The 18,845-nt window shown below is 39.4% G+C and carries 17 protein-coding genes and 1 riboswitch; of the genes, 13 read left to right on the plus strand and 4 right to left on the minus strand.

Going from position 1 to position 18,845, the window contains the following annotated elements; all coding sequences use genetic code 11:
- Nucleotides 1-163: 163 nt before the first annotated feature.
- Nucleotides 164-331: riboswitch (M-box (ykoK) riboswitch) on the minus strand.
- Nucleotides 332-661: 330 nt separating this feature from the next.
- From IGJ00_RS00350 to deoD, 12 genes are all read left to right on the plus strand, one after another.
- On the plus strand, nt 662-1,267 hold the full coding sequence (locus tag IGJ00_RS00350; protein ID WP_071867746.1) for a class I SAM-dependent methyltransferase: 606 nt from the start codon (nt 662-664) through the stop codon (nt 1,265-1,267).
- Between the two features lie 503 nt (nt 1,268-1,770).
- On the plus strand, nt 1,771-2,787 hold the full coding sequence (locus IGJ00_RS00355) for a LacI family DNA-binding transcriptional regulator (protein WP_071867745.1): 1,017 nt from the start codon (nt 1,771-1,773) through the stop codon (nt 2,785-2,787).
- Between the two features lie 141 nt (nt 2,788-2,928).
- Nucleotides 2,929-4,230: a pyrimidine-nucleoside phosphorylase gene (locus IGJ00_RS00360; RefSeq protein WP_086335289.1), complete on the plus strand. Its 1,302-nt coding sequence runs from the start codon at nt 2,929-2,931 to the stop codon at nt 4,228-4,230.
- Between the two features lie 13 nt (nt 4,231-4,243).
- Nucleotides 4,244-4,906, plus strand: coding sequence for a deoxyribose-phosphate aldolase (gene deoC / locus IGJ00_RS00365; protein WP_071867743.1), 663 nt, complete (start codon nt 4,244-4,246; stop codon nt 4,904-4,906).
- A gap of 18 nt (nt 4,907-4,924) precedes the next feature.
- The gene (locus tag IGJ00_RS00370; RefSeq protein WP_071867742.1) at nt 4,925-5,323 is read left to right on the plus strand and encodes a cytidine deaminase; all 399 of its coding nucleotides are present in this window, start codon (nt 4,925-4,927) and stop codon (nt 5,321-5,323) included.
- 63 nt (nt 5,324-5,386) lie between these two features.
- Nucleotides 5,387-6,472 carry a BMP family lipoprotein gene (locus IGJ00_RS00375; RefSeq protein WP_071867741.1) on the plus strand — a complete coding sequence of 362 codons (1,086 nt, stop codon included), beginning with the start codon at nt 5,387-5,389 and terminating at the stop codon, nt 6,470-6,472.
- 248 nt (nt 6,473-6,720) lie between these two features.
- Nucleotides 6,721-8,283 (plus strand): ABC transporter ATP-binding protein, encoded by a 1,563-nt coding sequence (locus tag IGJ00_RS00380; protein ID WP_071867740.1) that lies wholly within the window; start codon nt 6,721-6,723, stop codon nt 8,281-8,283.
- On the plus strand, nt 8,276-9,409 hold the full coding sequence (locus IGJ00_RS00385; RefSeq protein WP_071867739.1) for an ABC transporter permease: 1,134 nt from the start codon (nt 8,276-8,278) through the stop codon (nt 9,407-9,409). The genes IGJ00_RS00380 and IGJ00_RS00385 overlap by 8 nt, the downstream gene beginning before the upstream one ends.
- Entirely contained in the window at nt 9,409-10,365 is a 957-nt protein-coding gene (locus IGJ00_RS00390; RefSeq protein ID WP_010734484.1) for an ABC transporter permease, read from the plus strand. The genes IGJ00_RS00385 and IGJ00_RS00390 overlap by 1 nt, the downstream gene beginning before the upstream one ends.
- 94 nt (nt 10,366-10,459) lie before the next feature.
- Nucleotides 10,460-11,626 carry a phosphopentomutase gene (gene deoB, locus IGJ00_RS00395; RefSeq protein ID WP_071867738.1) on the plus strand — a complete coding sequence of 389 codons (1,167 nt, stop codon included), beginning with the start codon at nt 10,460-10,462 and terminating at the stop codon, nt 11,624-11,626.
- An 85-nt stretch (nt 11,627-11,711) separates the two neighbouring features.
- Nucleotides 11,712-12,527, plus strand: a complete 816-nt coding sequence (locus IGJ00_RS00400) for a purine-nucleoside phosphorylase (protein ID WP_010734482.1) — start codon at nt 11,712-11,714, stop codon at nt 12,525-12,527.
- Nucleotides 12,528-12,550: 23 nt separating this feature from the next.
- Complete coding sequence (deoD, locus tag IGJ00_RS00405) at nt 12,551-13,258, plus strand: purine-nucleoside phosphorylase (protein ID WP_019723069.1); 708 nt, start codon at nt 12,551-12,553, stop codon at nt 13,256-13,258.
- A gap of 381 nt (nt 13,259-13,639) precedes the next feature.
- Here deoD and IGJ00_RS00410 read toward each other — a convergent pair whose 3' ends face one another.
- The gene (locus IGJ00_RS00410) at nt 13,640-14,497 is read right to left on the minus strand and encodes a carbohydrate binding domain-containing protein (RefSeq protein WP_430604288.1); all 858 of its coding nucleotides are present in this window, start codon (nt 14,495-14,497) and stop codon (nt 13,640-13,642) included.
- 919 nt (nt 14,498-15,416) lie between these two features.
- Between IGJ00_RS00410 and IGJ00_RS00415 the strand changes: the two genes are divergently transcribed.
- A complete protein-coding gene (locus IGJ00_RS00415; protein WP_368073470.1) occupies nt 15,417-15,767 on the plus strand; it encodes a lysostaphin resistance A-like protein in 351 nt (116 codons plus the stop codon).
- Nucleotides 15,768-16,235: 468 nt separating this feature from the next.
- Here IGJ00_RS00415 and IGJ00_RS00420 read toward each other — a convergent pair whose 3' ends face one another.
- The 3 genes from IGJ00_RS00420 to rpiA form a co-directional block, all read right to left on the minus strand.
- Complete coding sequence (locus IGJ00_RS00420; protein WP_010734478.1) at nt 16,236-16,922, minus strand: 2,3-diphosphoglycerate-dependent phosphoglycerate mutase; 687 nt, start codon at nt 16,920-16,922, stop codon at nt 16,236-16,238.
- A gap of 276 nt (nt 16,923-17,198) precedes the next feature.
- Entirely contained in the window at nt 17,199-17,783 is a 585-nt protein-coding gene (locus IGJ00_RS00425; protein ID WP_019723066.1) for a recombinase family protein, read from the minus strand.
- 111 nt (nt 17,784-17,894) lie between these two features.
- Nucleotides 17,895-18,578, minus strand: a complete 684-nt coding sequence (gene rpiA, locus IGJ00_RS00430; protein WP_071867735.1) for a ribose-5-phosphate isomerase RpiA — start codon at nt 18,576-18,578, stop codon at nt 17,895-17,897.
- Nucleotides 18,579-18,845: the final 267 nt, after the last annotated feature.

Below are 18,845 nucleotides of genomic sequence, written 5' to 3' on the forward strand. Positions count from 1 at the left end.
ATAGCAATAGGGTACCAAGACAGCCATGTTTACCTAAAGCAATGTTCACCGGTTTCTTGGTGGTGCAATTTTTGCTGACAACATAAAAAAGCCTCCTTAATACATAAAGGGCGGCGTACTCAAATAAACATTGGAAAGTGTAATTTGCAATTGTGGTGCGCAATTGTAATCACGTTAATTGAGCTTTGGCTTTCTGAGACGTAAGAAACAAGTTCTAGTTATCTTAGAAAAGCCTTAATTCGACAATCCCTGCTTTACTCGTTACTGTCTCTCGACATTTCCGAGCGATAACCTATGTTCTTCAGAGTAACCTCACCTAATATGATTATTTTTTCAATCACATCATAAAGGTCAGCGGAAGTAAGAGTCAATAATACTCCTTCTTTTAATCGGGTGATCATCTCGCTATTTATCATCATAAAGACGGTTATATCAAGGGTCATGCTCGTCCGATGTACCCTGTTCCTACTTTCACGAAACAGATTACGCAAATACCGAAAAAGGGTAAATAGAGAAATACTAAGGAATGCGATTTTTCTTTCTGTATTGCATTAAATCGCTTGATTCTGTAAAAGAAAACCGAAGACATACAGTTTCACTTGCACCTTCTCATGGAACACGTTAGACTATGAACAACTAACAGATAAGAAGGATGGAAACTATGACGAATCATTATTATTCCGAACACCCAGAGACAGCTCATGAGTTTGACGAATGGTCATTTGAGCTAAGAGGGAAAACCTTTCAGTTCGTGACGGACTCCGGCGTGTTTTCACGTGAAACAGTTGATTATGGCTCACGTGTATTGATCGATGCCTTTGAATGGACACAGTTACCAGAAGGCAAAATTTTGGATGTTGGCTGTGGCTATGGTCCAATCGGGCTTTCGCTTGCCTATGCGAGTGAACGTTTCGTGGAAATGGTAGACATCAATGCCAGAGCGGTTGATTTAGCGCAAGGAAATGCGAAGCGAAATCAAATCAAAAATGTAGCGATTCATCAGTCAAACATTTATGAAGAGGTGACAGAAACAGATTACGCTGCAATCGTCAGCAATCCGCCGATCCGAGCAGGCAAAAAAGTCGTACATGAAATCTTGACAGGTGCGTATCCTCGTTTACGTACGGGCGGTACTTTAACGATTGTCATTCAGAAAAAACAAGGGGCACCTAGCGCACAAAAGAAAATGCAAGAAACATTTGGAAACGCAGAAATCGTGATCAAAGATAAAGGCTATTATATTATCCGAAGTGTGAAGGAAGACTAAAAACAACTGAATATAAGCAACGAAACAGTTGAAGAAATGAGTAAGGATTTCTTTAACTGTTTTTGTTTGTACAAGAAGTTGATCAATGGATGTGAAAGGAAAATGATAGTGCCAATAAAGTAATAAATAAGTAATGCAAGATAGAAAAATAACATATTATTTAATGCTTTTACATATCTAAAATAACAGTAAAAAAGCACATCGAGTTTTTTTAAAAGTCTTTAAAATCAGAGCAATTTAAATATACTAGCGTGGGTCGGTCGAGTTGTAGAGTATAGATGTTACTACACCAAATAAACGGATAGTCATCGGTGATAGGTAAATAAAGTAGGATAAGGGGAAGTGAGAGTGAACCACGAAACATAAGACATTGTTATAAAATTTATCTAGTGAATCTCTATATGAGACTCATTTACTTTTGACCAAGCCTCATTTCCTCTATCCATTTTGAAAACCATTTGGTACACTGTTAGGGAATTTACATATATAAAGGGGGAACAAAAGTGAAACTGACAATTCGAGATATTGCTGAGATGGCGGGTGTTTCAGTGACGACTGTGTCACAGATTTTAAATAATAAAGGCAGCCGTTTTAGTGAAAAGACACGAAAAAAAGTGTTGTCGATCGTAAATGAACATCATTACAAGCCAGATTATTTTGCTTCTAATGTGATCAATCGTCACTCAAAAACGATTGGTATGATCGTGCCAGATGTGACGGATTTCTTCTTTTCAAAAGTGATCGAAGGGGTTGAAAGTTATTTAAATCCCTTAGGATATGTCATCATTCTTTGTAACTCCAGACATAGTCAAGACAATGAACTGAAGTATTTAAGGGAACTTTCTCATCGATCCGTGGATGGTTTATTGTTAGCAACGCCGAATGTATTGCCTCAAGAGTATGCCCTTGATAGTGGTTTTTATAACAACATGCCGATCATCCTGATCGATCGTGGGTTGAATCGTCGGGATAACGGTCGCTTGATCGTGAAGGAATATGAAGGCGCTTATCAAGCTGTCTCGTTATTGATCAAAAATGGTCATACTAAAATTGGTATGCTAAAAGAGACAACTGGCTATTATCAGTTAGAAGAGCGATTCAATGGTTATCGTCATGCATTAAAAGATCATGGATTAGCGTTCAACGGTAAGTTTGTAGAAGAAGGAGATCTGACTGTCCAAGGAGGGTACGAAGCAAGTAAACGCTTGTTACGGCACAAAGATGTGACGGCGGTGTTTTGTGGCAATGATGCCATGGCGATTGGTTGTTACCAAGCAATCGATGAAATGGGCAAGCGTATTCCAGAGGATATTTCGGTCATCGGCTTTGATGGATTAAAATTGTCTGAGTATATGATCCCTAAGTTGACAACGGTCAAACAACCGAGTTTCGATATTGGTTTTTATGCAGCTCGCTTTTTGATTGATACGATTGAATTTCCACAAAGAAAAGTTCCGAACAAAGTCTTTGAAACAAAATTAATTATTCGTGAGAGCGTAAAAACATTGACAAAGGTCTAGTAGGGCGTTATATTGCTTATGTAAGTGTTTACAAAGCTGGTAAGATACATTGCGGGAAAATAGTAAACCGGTTTACTAAAGTGGTTTACCTTTTTCAAAATTCCTGTATAATACCGAATGAAGAACGAGGAGGATTACGGCATGCGGATGGTCGATTTGATCGAAAAAAAGAGAGATGGACACCAGTTATCAAAGGAAGAGATTTCGTACATTGTCACGAACTACACAAATGATAACATTCCTGATTACCAAATCAGCGCATTATTGATGGCTATCTTCTATCAAGATATGACCGATGAAGAAATCACTGATCTAACGTTGGCAATCGCTCATTCTGGCGATGTGATCGATTTGAGTTCCTTAGATGGGATCAAAGTCGACAAGCATTCTACCGGAGGGGTAGGGGATACAACCACCTTGATTTTAGCACCTTTAGTAGCAAGTGTAGGCGCAACTGTGGCAAAAATGTCAGGGCGTGGTCTTGGTTACACAGGTGGTACATTAGATAAGTTAGAGGCTATTCCTGGATTTCGGATCGAACTATCAGATGAAGAATTCATCCGCACCGTGAACGAAAGTAAAGTAGCGGTGATCGGCCAATCGGGCAATCTCGCTCCAGCAGATAAAAAATTGTATGCCTTGCGTGATGTGACGGCAACGGTCAACTCGATCCCATTGATTGCGAGTTCGATCATGAGTAAGAAAATCGCCGCAGGAGCGGATGCGATCGTGCTAGATGTGACGACGGGTGACGGTGCCTTCATGAAAAATATCGAAGATGCAAGACGACTAGCGAAGACCATGACACGGATCGGCAAATTAGCCGGTCGCCAAACAGTAGCAGTGATTTCTGATATGTCTGAACCGTTGGGTGAAGCAATCGGCAACAGCTTAGAAGTCGTTGAAGCCATTGAAACACTTCAAGGGAACGGACCGGAAGATTTAGTTGAAATGTGCTATGCTTTAGGTAGTCAAATGGTCGTTTTAGCCGAAAAAGCGGCATCGATCGAAGAAGCGCGCGAAATGCTGAAAGAAGCCCTTGAATCAGGAAAAGCTTTAGCTAAATTCAAAGAAATGATCCAGAACCAAGGGGGCGACCCAACAGTTGTCGATGAACCTGCGCGGTTGTTAACTGCTCGTTATATTTATGAACTGCCAGCGAAGACAACAGGTGTCGTGACAAAAATCGTTGCGAACGAATTAGGGATCGCAGCAATGATGCTTGGTGCAGGACGTAAAACGAAAGAAGATTCGATCGATCATGCTGTTGGTTTGCGATTGAATAAGAAAATCGGTGATAAAGTAGAAACTGGCGAATCGCTATTGACGATCTATAGTAATGAAGAAGACATTTCGCCAGTGATCGACTTGTTATATAAAAATATTGAAATCGGTGATACGGCTGAACAGCCTATCTTGATTCATGACATCATTACAGAGTAAAAGGAGAAGAGACATGGAATTAAATCGAATGATCGACCACACAATTCTAAAAGCAGATGCAACAAAAGCAGATGTGATGCGCATTATTGAGGAAGCAAAAAAACATCATTTCTATTCAGTATGTATCAATCCAACATGGGTTGCCTTGGCGAAAGAGGAATTACAAGGTGAGCCAGTCGCTGTTTGTACCGTTATTGGTTTCCCATTAGGAGCAAATACAGCCGCAACAAAGGCATTTGAAACAACGAATGCGATCGAAAATGGCGCAGATGAAGTGGATATGGTCATCAATATCGGTGCCTTGAAATCTGAACAAGACGATGTCGTGAAAAAAGATATCGAAGCCGTAGTCGAAGCTGCAAAAGATCGTGCGTTAGTTAAAGTAATTATTGAAACAGCCTTGTTAGAACAGGCGGAAATCATCAAAGCTTGCGAATTAGCGAAAGCTGCAGGAGCTGATTTTGTGAAAACATCTACTGGGTTCTCAACAGGTGGCGCGAAAGTGGAAGATATCCGCTTGATGCGTGAAACGGTTGGTCCAGAAATGGGCGTCAAAGCTTCAGGAGGTATCCACAATGAAGCAGAAGCCATTGCGATGATCGAAGCCGGTGCAACACGAATCGGTACAAGTGCTGGTGTGTCAATCATGTCCGGTTCAACTGGCGAAGGCTATTAATATTCTAAGGAGAAAAAGATGTCAGAAATCAAACAAGAATGGATCGATATCGCTATCGACGCTTTGGATAAAGCGTATGTGCCTTATTCCAAATTTCCAGTAGGTGCTTGTTTAGTGACAGCATCTGGGAAAACCTATCAAGGATTGAATATCGAAAATGCGTCATTTGGCTTAACGAATTGCGCAGAACGTACTGCGTTTTTTAAAGCAGTATCTGAAAAAGAAATGGACTTTACACATCTAGTCGTTGCAGGTCATACACCTGAGCCGATTTCTCCATGTGGTGCTTGTCGCCAAGTAATGGCAGAATTTTGTGACCCAGAGATGCCAGTCACGTTGGTTGGCGACAATGGTGTGGCGAAAACGATGACGGTAAGAGAGTTATTACCTTACGCATTTTCAGAAAAAGATTTATAAATTATGTTCAATTCAGTCAGCTGACTGTTGAAAAAACAACTACTTTTAGGGGGCTTTACAGAAATGAAAAAAGCAAAATTATTTGGTTTAGGTGCTATCGCACTATCAGCAGGCTTACTTTTAAGCGCATGCGGTAACGGCGGTTCAGATTCTACTGATTCAACCGGTGGAAACAGTGCATCAGGAACAGCAACTGCAGCATTGATTACAGATACAGGTGGCGTCGACGACCGTTCATTCAACCAGTCAGCTTGGGAAGGGTTAGAAGATTGGGGTAAAGAGCAAGGCTTGTCACGTGGAAACGATGGCTTCCAATATTTCCAATCTGCCAATGAATCAGACTATATCCCAAATATCGATCAAGCGTTAAACGCTGGCTTCAAAACAATTTTTGGGATTGGGTTTAAATTGAAACCTGCAATCGAAGAACAAGCAACAAGTAACCCTGAAACAAACTTTGCAATCATTGATGATGTGATCGAAGGAAAAGACAACGTCGTTTCAGCAACATTCAAAGATAACGAAGCTTCTTATCTTGCTGGAGTTGCAGCAGCTTACACAACTGAAACAAATGTGGTTGGATTTATCGGTGGTGTTAAAGGTGAAGTAATCGACCGTTTTGAAGCTGGTTTTAATGCCGGAGTTAAAGCAGGTGCTGAAGCGTTGAACAAAGAAATCGAAGTATTGAACCAATATGCAGGTGATTTCTCAGCTCCAGATAAAGGACGTTCAATCGCACAAGGTATGTACGCACAAAATGCTGACATCATTTTCCATGCTTCAGGTGGTACAGGTAACGGTGTCTTCCAAGAAGCAAAATCATTAAATGAATCAGGCGACAAAACAGTTTGGGTAATCGGTGTTGACCGTGACCAATCTGACGAAGGAAACTACACATTGAATGGTGAAGACAAAAACTTCACATTGACATCAACACTTAAAGGTGTAGGAACAGTTGTAAAAGATTTAGCTCAACAATCAGCAGACGGTAACTTCCCTGGTGGCGAACACACTGTTTATGGTTTGAAAGAAGATGGTGTCGGTATCACTGAAGGCCAACTTTCTGATGAAGCGAAAAAAGCAGTAGATGAAGCAAAAGAAAAAATCATTTCAGGTGATATCGAAGTTCCTGAAACTCCTGAAAGCTAATAAATACCATTTCTATAGCCTTGTTGGACAATTGTTTAACAGGGCTATCGTTTAGTTATCTACTTAATGTTGTTTTTTTATGCAAGTTGCTAGGTACCCCGATTTGGATAAGGGAACAACTTGTAACAAGTAGCTTAGCTCCTTGGATTTTGGTTACTCGATGAGCGACGTTTTGTGAACGATCGTCATCGTCCCTTTTATTTTTTAAACAATGTCGTCTGGATATAAATTGTTAGGATGTGAAAAATGTGGATCAAGAAAATATTGTCATCGAAATGCGAAATATCACGAAACAATTCGGTACTTTCAAAGCAAATGACAACATCAACCTTCAAGTGAAAGCAGGAGAAATCCATGCCTTGCTTGGTGAAAATGGTGCAGGTAAATCAACGTTAATGAATGTTTTATCCGGTCTTTTAGAGCCAACATCAGGTGAGATTTTGATGCACGGCAAAGAAGTAAACATCACGAGCCCGACGAAAGCCAATCAATTAGGGATCGGAATGGTGCATCAACACTTTATGTTAGTCGATGCATTCACAGTAACAGAAAATATCGTACTAGGTAGTGAGCCAAGTACAGGCGGTATCTTGAACCGCAAGAAAGCCCGTGAAGAAATCAAACGATTATCTGAACAATACGGCTTAGCAGTGAATCCGGATGCGTACGTTCGTGATATTTCTGTCGGTATGGAACAACGTGTGGAGATTTTAAAAACACTCTATCGTGGGGCAGATGTCTTGATCTTTGATGAGCCAACAGCCGTACTGACGCCGCAAGAAATCGATGAATTGATCGTGATCATGAAAGAGTTAGTCAAAGAAGGAAAGTCGATCATTTTGATCACACATAAATTAGATGAGATCAAAGCAGTTGCCGATCGTTGTACGGTCATTCGTCGTGGTCAAGGAATCGGAACGGTCAATGTGAAAGATGTTTCTTCGCAACAGTTAGCCGATATGATGGTCGGAAGAACCGTCTCATTCAAAACAATGAAAAAAGAAGCACGTCCACAAGAAGTGGTGCTTTCTGTTGAAAATCTTGTAGTTAAAGAAAACCGGGGATTAGAAGCAGTGAAAGATTTGAGTCTGGAAGTCCGAGCAGGTGAAGTCTTAGGTATTGCTGGAATCGATGGAAATGGACAATCGGAGTTGATCCAAGCGTTAACTGGTTTACGTAGAGTAGAAAGTGGAACGATTCGTTTGAAAGACGAAGAGATCACGAATAAAAAACCACGTAAAATCACTGAATCTGGGCTAGGACATGTGCCAGAAGATCGACATAAATATGGCTTGGTCCTTGATATGACTTTATCTGAAAATATTGCCATGCAAACCTACTATCAAAAACCGTATAGTAAAAATGGTCTGTTGAATTATGGTGTGATGAATGAACATGCGAGAGATTTAATCGATGAGTATGATGTGCGGACAACGAACGAATTAGTTCCAGCGAAAGCTTTATCTGGTGGGAACCAACAAAAAGCCATCATTGCACGTGAGATCGATCGTGACCCTGATCTACTGATCGTTGCGAATCCAACACGTGGATTAGATGTTGGTGCGATCGAGTTTATCCATAAACGTTTGATTGAGCAACGTGATAAGTTCAAAGCAGTTTTATTGGTTAGTTTTGAATTAGAAGAAATTTTAAATGTGTCCGATCGTATTGCGGTAATCCATCAAGGAAAAATCGTCGGGATCGTTGATCCAAAAGAAACATCTGAAAACGAGCTAGGTCTATTGATGGCGGGTTATACTTTAGAAGAAGCACGTAGAGAGTTAGAAAAGGTTGGTGACACACATGAATGATCGTAGCGAAAGGTTCCGTAATCTGCTAGTGCCTATATTTTCGGTTATTTTAGGGTTGATTCTAGGTGCTATTTTGATGGTTGCCTTTGGTTACCATCCAATCCAAGGATATTCTTCCATGTTGAATGCTTCGTTAGGTTCACAACGAAGTATCGGTGAAACATTAAGACAAGCAACACCTTTGATTTTTACAGCCTTAGGTTTTTCTGTTGCAAATTCAGCCGGATTCTTTAATATCGGGCTTTCTGGACAAGCACTTTGTGGTTGGATCATAAGCATTTGGACCGCATTAGCTTTTCCAGATCTACCAAAAATCATTCTCTTGCCAATGTGCGTGATTTTAGGTGCACTTGCTGGGGCAATGGCCGCAGCTATTCCAGGATTGTTACGTGCGTTCTTTGGAACAAGTGAAGTTATCGTAACAATCATGATGAATTATATTTTGCTCTATTTAAGTACGTATACACTTCATGAAATAATGCCTGAATCTTATCGTTCAAGTTTAGACTCTTCAAATATGATCAGTGAGAATGCTTCCTTACGTATTCCTTGGCTAACGCAGATGTTTGGAGGCTCTCGTGTGAATGGCGGACTCTTCTTGGCACTGATTGCGTTAGTGGTTGTATGGATCGTTATGAAGAAAACAACCTTAGGCTTTGAGATCCGTTCTGTTGGATTGAATCCATACGCCTCTGAATATGCGGGAATGAGTAGTAAACGAACAATTGTCTTATCCATGGTTATTTCTGGTGGATTAGCTGGACTAGGTGGTGTGGTCGAAGGACTAGGAACATACCAAAACTTCTTCGTTCAAACAACTTCATTATCCATCGGGTTTGACGGTATGGCCGTGTCATTATTAGGTTCTGGTTCTGCCATTGGGATTTTGTTATCTGCGCTATTATTCAGTGTCCTAAAAATCGGTGGATTAGGGATGCAGACCGGTGCTGGGGTACCGTTTGAAATCGTCAATGTATCGATTGCCTTGATCATCTTCTTCGTGGGGATCAACTTCTTGATTCGTTTCCTTATGGCGAAATTCTTCCAAGGGAAAAAACAAGAGGAAATCGTCGCAACGATTGAAACGAAACCAAATCATCAAAATCAAGAAGGAGGAGAGCTGTAATGTCAACAGTAGAACTGATTTCCTTGATCCTTACATCAACACTTGTTTATTCAACACCGTTGATTTTAACCTCCTTAGGCGGAACGTTTTCTGAACGAAGCGGGATCGTCAACGTTGGGTTAGAAGGCATCATGGTGATGGGGGCGTTTAGTGCGGTCGTCTTCAACTTGACGATGAGTGACACATTAGGCTCAATGACTCCTTGGATTGCTATTTTAGTCGGTGGCGTGGTTGGTGTTCTCTTTTCCTTGATCCATGCAGTCGCAACGATCAGCTTGCGCGCAGACCATATCATCAGCGGAACGGTCATCAATTTGATGGCACCTGCTTTAGGTGTATTTTTGATCAAAGCATGGTATGGTAAAGGACAAACAGACAATATCTCACAAAACTTAGGTTACTTTTCATTTCCTGGATTATCTGAGATTCCAGTGATTGGTCAAATTTTCTTTAGAAATACATTTTTACCAGCGTATTGTGCGATTTTAATTGCTGTTATCGCATGGTTCGTCATCTTCAAAACTAAATTTGGTTTACGTTTACGTTCTGTTGGGGAAAATCCTCAAGCTGCAGATACACTAGGGATCAATGTATATGCGATGCGCTATTCAGGTGTCTTGATTTCTGGTCTTCTTGGAGGAATGGGTGGAGCTGTTTTTGCTCAATCGATCTCTGGGAACTTTTCAGCAGGAACGATTGTCGGTCAAGGGTTCATCTCAATGGCTGCAATGATTTTTGGTAAGTGGAATCCACTAGGTGCGATGGGTGCATCCTTATTCTTTGGTTTTGCACAAAGTTTGAGTATCATCGGCGCGCAATTACCAGTTATTTCTTCAATTCCACCAGTTTTACTACAGATTGCGCCTTATCTATTAACAATTATCGTTTTAGTGGCGTTCTTAGGTAAAGCATCTGGACCAAAAGCCAACGGTAAGAATTATATAAAATCCAAATAATCGTTTAGTGATTAAAAAGGGCGGGTTACGGGAAGTTTTTTTCGGCTCGCCCTTTTTACTTTATAAAGAAAATAAATAGAAAGAAGGAATACTCATGTTTAAACGCGTACATTTGATCGTCATGGATTCAGTCGGAATCGGAGAAGCACCTGATGCTGAAAAATTCGGAGATAAAGGTTCGGATACATTAGGTCATATTGCTAAAGAAGCTGGGTTGACGATACCGAATTTGGAGCAACTTGGATTAGGAACGATTCGTCCTTTAGAAGGGGTCGAAGCAGTGCAAGATCATCAAGGGTATGCGACAAAATTGGAAGAAGTTTCTGTCGGCAAAGATACAATGACAGGACATTGGGAAATCATGGGCTTGAATATCAAAACACCATTTCGTGTTTTTCCAAACGGCTTCCCTGATGAATTATTGAAGAAAATCGAAGACTTCTCTGGACGTAAAATTGTTTGTAACGAACCTTATAGCGGAACAGCAGTCATTGACGACTTTGGTGAACATCAAATGAAAACCGGCGACTTGATCGTTTATACGTCAGCTGATCCAGTGTTACAAATTGCTGCACATGAGGAAATTATTCCTTTAGAAGAACTTTATCGGATTTGCGAATATGTTCGTGAAATCACAAAAGATGATCCTTATATGATCGGTCGGATCATTGCCCGTCCATATCTTGGTGAGCCAGGTAACTTTACGCGAACAAGCAACCGTCACGATTACGCATTAGATCCATTTGGACATACGGTTTTAGACTCATTGAAAGAAGCCGGCAAAGATGTTATTGCAGTCGGTAAGATCAATGATATTTTCAATGGTCAAGGCATCACCGATTCTGTTCGTACGAAAAGCAATATGGACGGTGTGGATCAATTATTGAATGTGATGAAACAAGACTTCACTGGGTTGAGTTTTACAAACTTAGTCGATTTTGATGCGTTATACGGTCATCGTCGCGATGTGGTTGGTTATGCGCGCGCCATTGAAGATTTTGATTTGCGTATTCCAGAATTATTAGATGCAATGGCTGATGATGATCTATTATTGATCACCGCTGACCATGGGAATGATCCAACTTTCACTGGTACCGACCATACTCGCGAATATGTGCCACTACTTGCTTATAGTAAACAAATGAGTGGGCAAGGTAGTTTACCACAAGGTTATTATGCGGATATCTCTGCAACGATTGCCGAAAACTTTGACGTAGCAGCAACTGAAAATGGCGAAAGCTTTTTAAAACTATTGAAATAACGACGTGCATCATCCATCAATGAATCATCATTGGCTTTATTATGTAAGATAGAATAATCAAAATTTTATATATAGGAGAAAAACAATGAAATTAAATGAGATGTTACAAGAGACGACTGCGTTTATCAAAAGCAAAGGTGTCGGAACGATCGATTTTGGCATGATCTTAGGTTCAGGTTTAGGTGAATTAGCAGAGGAGATTGAAGAAGCAATCGTGATTCCTTATGATAAGATTCCGTTCTTTCCAACTTCGACAGTCGTTGGACATGCAGGTCAACTTGTTTACGGAACGCTTTCAGGCAAAAAAGTATTGGCGATGCAAGGACGTTTCCATTTTTATGAAGGTCATTCGATGCAAACAGTCACTTATCCTGTGCGAGTGATGGCTGCGCTAGGCGCGCATTCAGTTGTTGTGACCAATGCGTGTGGGGGCGTGAATGAATCATTTGCACCAGGTGATTTGATGCTGATCACGGATCATATCAACTTTACAGGTCAAAATCCATTGATTGGACCTAATGATGAAGAAATGGGTCCTCGCTTCCCTGATATGAGTGAAGCTTACACAAAAGCGTATCGTGAAATGGCAAAAGCAGCAGCGACATCATTAGACGTAGAATTAAAAGAAGGCGTGTATATGGGCTATTCTGGTCCAACTTATGAAACACCCGCTGAGATTCGTATGTCTCGCGTGATGGGAGCAGATGCAGTGGGCATGTCGACTGTACCAGAAGTCATTGTTGCAGCTCATAGCGGGTTGAAGGTCTTAGGAATTTCTTGTATCACCAACTTGGCTGCTGGTATGCAAGCAAACTTGAATCACGAAGAAGTCGTTGAAACAACTGAGAGAGTCAAACAAACATTTAAATCATTGATCAAAGAAACACTTTCTTTACTATAAAAAATTGATTGAGAGGTCTGGAAATGAGTGTTCATATTGAAGCAAAACCAGGAGAGATCGCAGACAAGATTTTACTTCCTGGCGATCCACTAAGAGCGAAGTATATTGCAGAAACTTTTTTAGAGAATCCCGTTTGCTATAACCAAGTACGCGGTATGCTTGGTTATACTGGAACGTATAAAGGCGAAAGAGTCTCTGTTCAAGGAACAGGAATGGGGATGCCTTCAGCGATGATCTATGCGCATGAGTTGGTCAATTCCTATGACGTAAAAAAATTGATTCGTGTTGGCACGTGCGGTGCCTTGTCAAAAGACGTACACGTTCGCGACTTGGTGTTAGCACAAGGAGCTGCGACTAGTTCTTCCATGATTGAGAAGGATTTCAACGCCTTCCACTTTCCACCAATCTGTGATTTTGACTTGTTGTTAAAAGCATACGAAGTAGCGAAAGAAAAGGGTTTTACTACACACGTCGGCAATGTACTATCAGAAGATTCTTTCTACAAAGACGATTTGACAGAAACATTCAAGTTAGCAGAACTTGGTGTGATGGGCGTGGAAATGGAAGCTGCTGCGTTGTATTATCTAGGTGCAAAATACCACGTGCAAACACTAGCGATCATGACGGTCAGTGACCATCTGATCACGGGTGAAGAAACAACTGCCAGCGAACGTCAGACAACATTCAATGACATGATTGAAGTAGGATTGGAAACGGCGATTCAAGGATAAAGTAATAATTAAACAGCAAGAAAGTGTGACTGCCTAAACTTCTATTAATAGAAAATTGGCAGTCACATTTTTTTGCAGAAACTGTCTCACATAACCTGAAATCAATGACAACCGTTGCTTCAGTTACTTCGAGAGTCCTTCTAAAGTCAACCATTTGAATGTCTAAAATGTGAATCGACATTCCTTCAATTGCAGACGAATGGCACAATCTTAACCAAATAAAATAGAACAGAAAGAAGCGAGTTACGCTCTTTCTGTTCCGAACTAGGCCACCAACAGGATGTGACAAATGAGTCATATCCTGTTGGTGGCTTCGTCTAGATGAATACCTTAATCATTTATTTGCTCACGTAATATGGTATGATTTATGATCATTTATGATTAAAACAAATCTGCTTCAATAGTATATGATTCTAACAATACTCGTCCTGGTAAATGTTGTCCTGGGTGTCCAGGTGCTCTAAAAACTTCGATAACTTGACCTGCAGTACCTGCAATGGCTTGTAGGATTTGGATATTGCCATCAATGAATCTTCTATAGGAATAGTAATGCATCCCGTTGTGTGTTTCAAAAAGGTATCTTCCATCAACAGTCACGACTAGTCTTTCTCGGCTATTGAAACGATCCTGATCTAAAGTTAAGTAGGCAAATGCTCGATTACCTTCTCTCCCTACAGATAACAAGTTTGTTGCTGTTACGCCTGTTTCCACTTGGATATTGTCATATTTCGCCCAACCAGTCCATGTAGAGGCAAAGCGCACAAGGTATGTATTTTCAGCGTCTGGAGTCGTAAAGGTAAGTTTGCCACGTTCCCAGTCCTCATTATTATGTTCAACGCGCTCTAATACATCAAAACCGACACCATGAGTCATGATCCCTAATTCAACACGTCCTGGTGCTGATTCGCTTGCTGCAACATCATAACTGAATGTATACGTTGTATTTGGTTTTAGAGTGACATACTGATGAACGTTTTCACCATTTGTTGCTAAAGCAAAGTTATTTCCATTAACGGTTTGAAGTGTGGGATTATTTGAATCTGGGTCACTAACGATCCAACGATCAAACCCGTCATTAAAGTCACCATTATGGATATACAATTGTTGCTCAATGGCCTGTTTGCTTGTACTAACGATGTCAGTTGTTGATAGACTTGTTGCGAATGTCGAAACTGGCCCTCCTAGACTTAAAACTACCATTCCTGCTGCCATCATTTTCTTTAAATTGTTTGTAATCATCTTGTATCTCCTCACTATATATATTTTTTTATTTTGTATTTTCTATGTAAGATTCAAATGCGATCATCTCTTTGTATCTTACAAATTAATCATAACCGAGAAAATAGCGACTGTGTAAACGCTTTTTTCTCGATAACGTTGATTATTAGAAAAAAATGATAAAATAAAAAGAGTTATAAGGTTGATTTTTATCTAAATTTCATTTATTAGTAACATAAGAAAAGATGGAGAGTTGTGGTGATAGCTCATACAAATGAAAACTTCCTCTTAGAAACAGGATAAAAGAATGAAATTCAAATAAGTTTCTACAAAAAATGTTCGCTCCACAACTGAATGATTGTCTGACATCTTGCTATGCAAAAAAAGGAAGAGGTATAATGAAAAGTAATAGGTCATGTTTTGAGATAATTGAGAAAGTGGTGATGAAAATAATAAAGAGTACTTTTACATAGCAAATTGATAAATTGGAAGGGAGATACCAAAAGATATTGTTTATTTAATAAACATAAGCATTGTATGTTGGGAATGCGATAAGAAAGAGAATTACAGTGTTTTAACTATCTAAGCGAATACTGCTTGCTTTTTCAGGAGTCGGTGAGAAGGGGGACAAGATGATTCATAGTTCTATTAATTGGTGGTCAAGGTGAAGATAGATCATATGCGGCTAACTCTAATAAAAAGTATCATCCTAACTGTCTGGATAACCATTTTTTGTATAACAAACTTTGGAATAATAAGAAGTAAGACCATTCTCATACTATTAGAAAATAACCAATTGGGTCTAAATCTGATAATGATTTTATTTATTTACTTACTTTGCATGCCCGAATTAAATCGAGCATTACAAGGTATGAATCTGTCAATGATGAAACAAGTAGGATTCACTTTGCTACTTTTGTTAGTGACGAATTTTATATATATGGTACTTGTATTTGGCAGTTTTGAAGTAGTCTCACAAAATTACGATAGTGTTGTTCTATTTTCTGTCATAGTGATTGCCCCAATAAGAGAAGAATTAGTGTACCGTTACCTATTTTTGAGTATAACTGATTCTAATTGGTTAAAATTAGTGTATGGGCTGGTTTCAACAGGATTCTTTTTCTATGGGCATAGCTTTACATATGGTGGAAATCTATACGCAATGACTCAAGTTCTATTTTTGACTTTAGCTACAACCTATCTATACGTGAAAACCAACAATATATTACCTGCTATTATGTTACATAGCTCATATAATCTATTTCTCCTCTCGCTATCTATTGCCCAATAAAAAGCCCAACCTAGAAAGAATAGCTAGGCTGGACTGTTAGTAAAATGTCTTACATAACGAATAAGGTATACAGAACTAATTGGAGTCTACTATATTTTGTCTCCTTGCCTCGCTTTATCTTGTAATAGTAATAGCTGTATGGTGCGAAGAGATAAACTACCACTATTAAAATCGTTCCTAAGATCATAGCTTTTGAAAAAGGAGTTGCTCAGAATTTGTCCATTGTTCATGCGCAATTGGTGTGACAGGGAATAAACCAAACGTTCTTTTTTCTCTCCATGCTACGCCTTCCCTCTTAATTTATTCAAACAGTACTTACTATTATGATCATTAGTTATTATGTAAATTGATGTCACTCGCATTAGATAGCTAAGACTGCCGTCTATCCAATATCTAAAAAAACAGCCCCTTCATCTCTTACAATAAGTAGGAAAGGATGGGGCTGTCTTGTTTATAATAGAGTGTCTATTATAAGTAGTATTTTTTGATGACAGTCAAGTCGTCGTTTAGTTCATAAACAAGTGGTTGACCTGTTGGAATTTCAAGATCCATGATGTCTTCATCAGAGATTCCTTCGATGTGTTTTGCTAATGCACGTAAAGAGTTACCATGTGCAGCAACTAAGACAGTTTTGTTGTCTAACAAAGCTGGTGCAATTTCGTCTTGCCAGAATGGCAATGCGCGTTCTAAAGTAACTTTCAAGTTTTCTCCACCAGGTACGTCGCGTTTGTCTAACATTGCATAACGACGATCGTTTGCTGCTGAACCTTCATCAGTTGCTTCCATTAATGGAGGAAGAGTGTCATATGAACGACGCCAGATGTGAACTTGTTCGTCACCGTATTTTTCTGCTGTTTCTTTTTTATTTAATCCTTGTAATTTACCATAATGACGTTCGTTCAAGCGCCATGATTTGATTTGTGGTACCCAAAGTTGATCTGAGTATTCTAAAATCAAGTTACAAGTTTTGATGGCACGAGTTAATACAGAAGTATAAGCAACATCAAATTCGATTCCAGCTTCTTTGATTTTACGTCCGCCTTCTTTTGCTTCTTCGATTCCTTCTGGTGCTAGGTTTACATCTGCCCAACCAGTAAATTGGTTCAATGCATTCCATTCGCTAAGACCGTGACGAGAAAAAACTAATTTTGGCATGTTTAACTCTCCTTTAAAATAAGTGTTATTTCTGAAAATTTCAGTTCTGCCTTATTGTACAATGTTTTTCATAAGATTTCCATTGTAAAATGAAAGCTGTTTGTTTAAAAGACCACAGACGAACTAAAAAAAAGGCTGTAAACAAGCGTTATTACAGAGCTTTCACTCAAAAAACTTGTTTGACAACCTTTTTATCTATTAAGTAAAATAATTTCTGTTTGTTAAGTGTGGGTTCTTTCGATCAATTATTGAAATCAACGGGTTTATACTTGCTAATTAATTGAATAATTGCTGAAGCTCTTTTTCAGGTAGGTTGATATATTTGTAGCAAGTACCGACTGAAACTCCACATTTTGAAGAAATAAATTGGATCGTTTCTTTCTTTTCATAGTAGAGACGACGAATTTTTTTGATTGTTTTGGCATCGATTTTTGGTCGTCCGCCGATTTTTCCTTTTTTACGTGCTTCATCTAATCCGATCAGCGTGCGTTCTTTGATCAATGCACACTCCATCTCAGCTAATCCTTCCATTAATTGGAAGTAGACCGTCCCCATAGGTTCGCGAGTATCGATTTTTTCTGTGATGCTGACTAGATGTAACCCACGGTCTTTAAATAATTTCGTGAATTCTGTTAGTTGTCTTGTCGATTTTCCTAGATGATGAAGCTGGCAAATCACTAATGTATCGCCTTGCTCCATTTTTTCGATGACTTTTTCTAAACAAATGGCGTCAGATAAACTGTCTTTTTGACCATACGTTTCGTGAAAAATTTCGTGACAACCAAAATCAGAGAGTTTTTGCATTTGAGCCGTCAAATCGACATCATTGATAGTTGTACGTGCATAACCGATAATCTTCATGGTGATTCCTTTCTAGCAAAGTTTTCTAAGTGTTTGAGACAAGTAAAAATGTAGCATAAAGTAACTGAAAAAGATAGTTTTTTTAGGCATTTTCAACGAATCTCTTTCGCATTATTTTTGAAAGGGAGTATCGAGTACAGACACGCCATTTTCAGAGGCAACGACAACCTTTGAAACCATATTTAAAAACAAGCCGTGTTCGACGACACCGACTAATTGATCCAAATAAGTCGCTAATTTTTCGGGATCCTCGATTCGTTCTAAATGAAGGTCAATAATATAATGCCCACTATCTGTTACGACGGTCTCCCCAGTTTCTGTGTGACGTAATACAGGCTGATAGTTTTTTTCTTCAAAAAGACGCATCAGTTGTTGAGAACCATAAGGGATGACTTCGACAGGGAGTGGAAAGCGCCCTAGTTGATCCACCATTTTTGATCCATCGACGATCCAGATCGTTTGTTTTGAATAAGATGCAACGATCTTTTCAAATAAAAGAGCAGCACCGCCACCTTTGATTCCCTGAAAATCGGCACTGATTTCATCGGCACCATCGATCGTCAAATCGACGACTGGGACTTCATCAATACTTTTCAAAGGGATACCTAAGCTTTCTGCTTGTGCTTTTGTACCGCTAGAAGTAGTGACACCAGTGATTTTCAATCCTTCTTCGCGCATGCGTCGGCCAATTTCTTCTACCATATAATAGGCAGTAGAACCAGTTCCAAGTCCAACGATCATGCCATCTTCAACAAATTCTGCCGCTTTAATGCCTACTAATTGCTTTAAGTTCATTTCTATCCCTCCAGCATTTTTATAGCTCTTTAACTGCTATTTTATCTTGATTTAATCGAAAAAGATAGGGAGCATAACACAATTTTTATAGGATCGAAAAAAATGTATATGTTTGGTTGACATTCTTTTTTATCCGTGATATTCTAACCAAGGTGCTTTATCTACAGGTCTCTGTTAAGAGACGTGCTGACTGTTTATCAAAGCATATTTGATAAAGATGCATAACTGCATTTATTTTTTATCGCAAAAAAAGAACCACCTGGATGT

Origin of the sequence: Enterococcus sp. AZ062 (assembly GCF_051715065.1) — a bacterium.
GTDB lineage: Bacteria > Bacillota > Bacilli > Lactobacillales > Enterococcaceae > Enterococcus_B > Enterococcus_B mundtii.

Excerpts from the sequence above, each read along its gene's own strand:
- IGJ00_RS00370 (WP_071867742.1), top strand. The coding sequence starts at position 4,925 with ATGTCAGAAATCAAACAAGAATGGATCGATATCGCTATCGACGCTTTG.
- deoC (WP_071867743.1), top strand. The coding sequence starts at position 4,244 with ATGGAATTAAATCGAATGATCGACCACACAATTCTAAAAGCAGATGCA.
- IGJ00_RS00415 (WP_368073470.1), top strand. The coding sequence starts at position 15,417 with ATGGTACTTGTATTTGGCAGTTTTGAAGTAGTCTCACAAAATTACGAT.
- IGJ00_RS00390 (WP_010734484.1), top strand. The coding sequence starts at position 9,409 with ATGTCAACAGTAGAACTGATTTCCTTGATCCTTACATCAACACTTGTT.
- rpiA (WP_071867735.1), bottom strand. The coding sequence starts at position 18,578 with ATGAACTTAAAGCAATTAGTAGGCATTAAAGCGGCAGAATTTGTTGAA.
- IGJ00_RS00425 (WP_019723066.1), bottom strand. The coding sequence starts at position 17,783 with ATGAAGATTATCGGTTATGCACGTACAACTATCAATGATGTCGATTTG.
- IGJ00_RS00410 (WP_430604288.1), bottom strand. The coding sequence starts at position 14,497 with ATGATTACAAACAATTTAAAGAAAATGATGGCAGCAGGAATGGTAGTT.
- deoB (WP_071867738.1), top strand. The coding sequence starts at position 10,460 with ATGTTTAAACGCGTACATTTGATCGTCATGGATTCAGTCGGAATCGGA.
- IGJ00_RS00385 (WP_071867739.1), top strand. The coding sequence starts at position 8,276 with ATGAATGATCGTAGCGAAAGGTTCCGTAATCTGCTAGTGCCTATATTT.
- deoD (WP_019723069.1), top strand. The coding sequence starts at position 12,551 with ATGAGTGTTCATATTGAAGCAAAACCAGGAGAGATCGCAGACAAGATT.
- IGJ00_RS00400 (WP_010734482.1), top strand. The coding sequence starts at position 11,712 with ATGAAATTAAATGAGATGTTACAAGAGACGACTGCGTTTATCAAAAGC.
- IGJ00_RS00375 (WP_071867741.1), top strand. The coding sequence starts at position 5,387 with ATGAAAAAAGCAAAATTATTTGGTTTAGGTGCTATCGCACTATCAGCA.
- IGJ00_RS00350 (WP_071867746.1), top strand. The coding sequence starts at position 662 with ATGACGAATCATTATTATTCCGAACACCCAGAGACAGCTCATGAGTTT.
- IGJ00_RS00420 (WP_010734478.1), bottom strand. The coding sequence starts at position 16,922 with ATGCCAAAATTAGTTTTTTCTCGTCACGGTCTTAGCGAATGGAATGCA.
- IGJ00_RS00360 (WP_086335289.1), top strand. The coding sequence starts at position 2,929 with ATGCGGATGGTCGATTTGATCGAAAAAAAGAGAGATGGACACCAGTTA.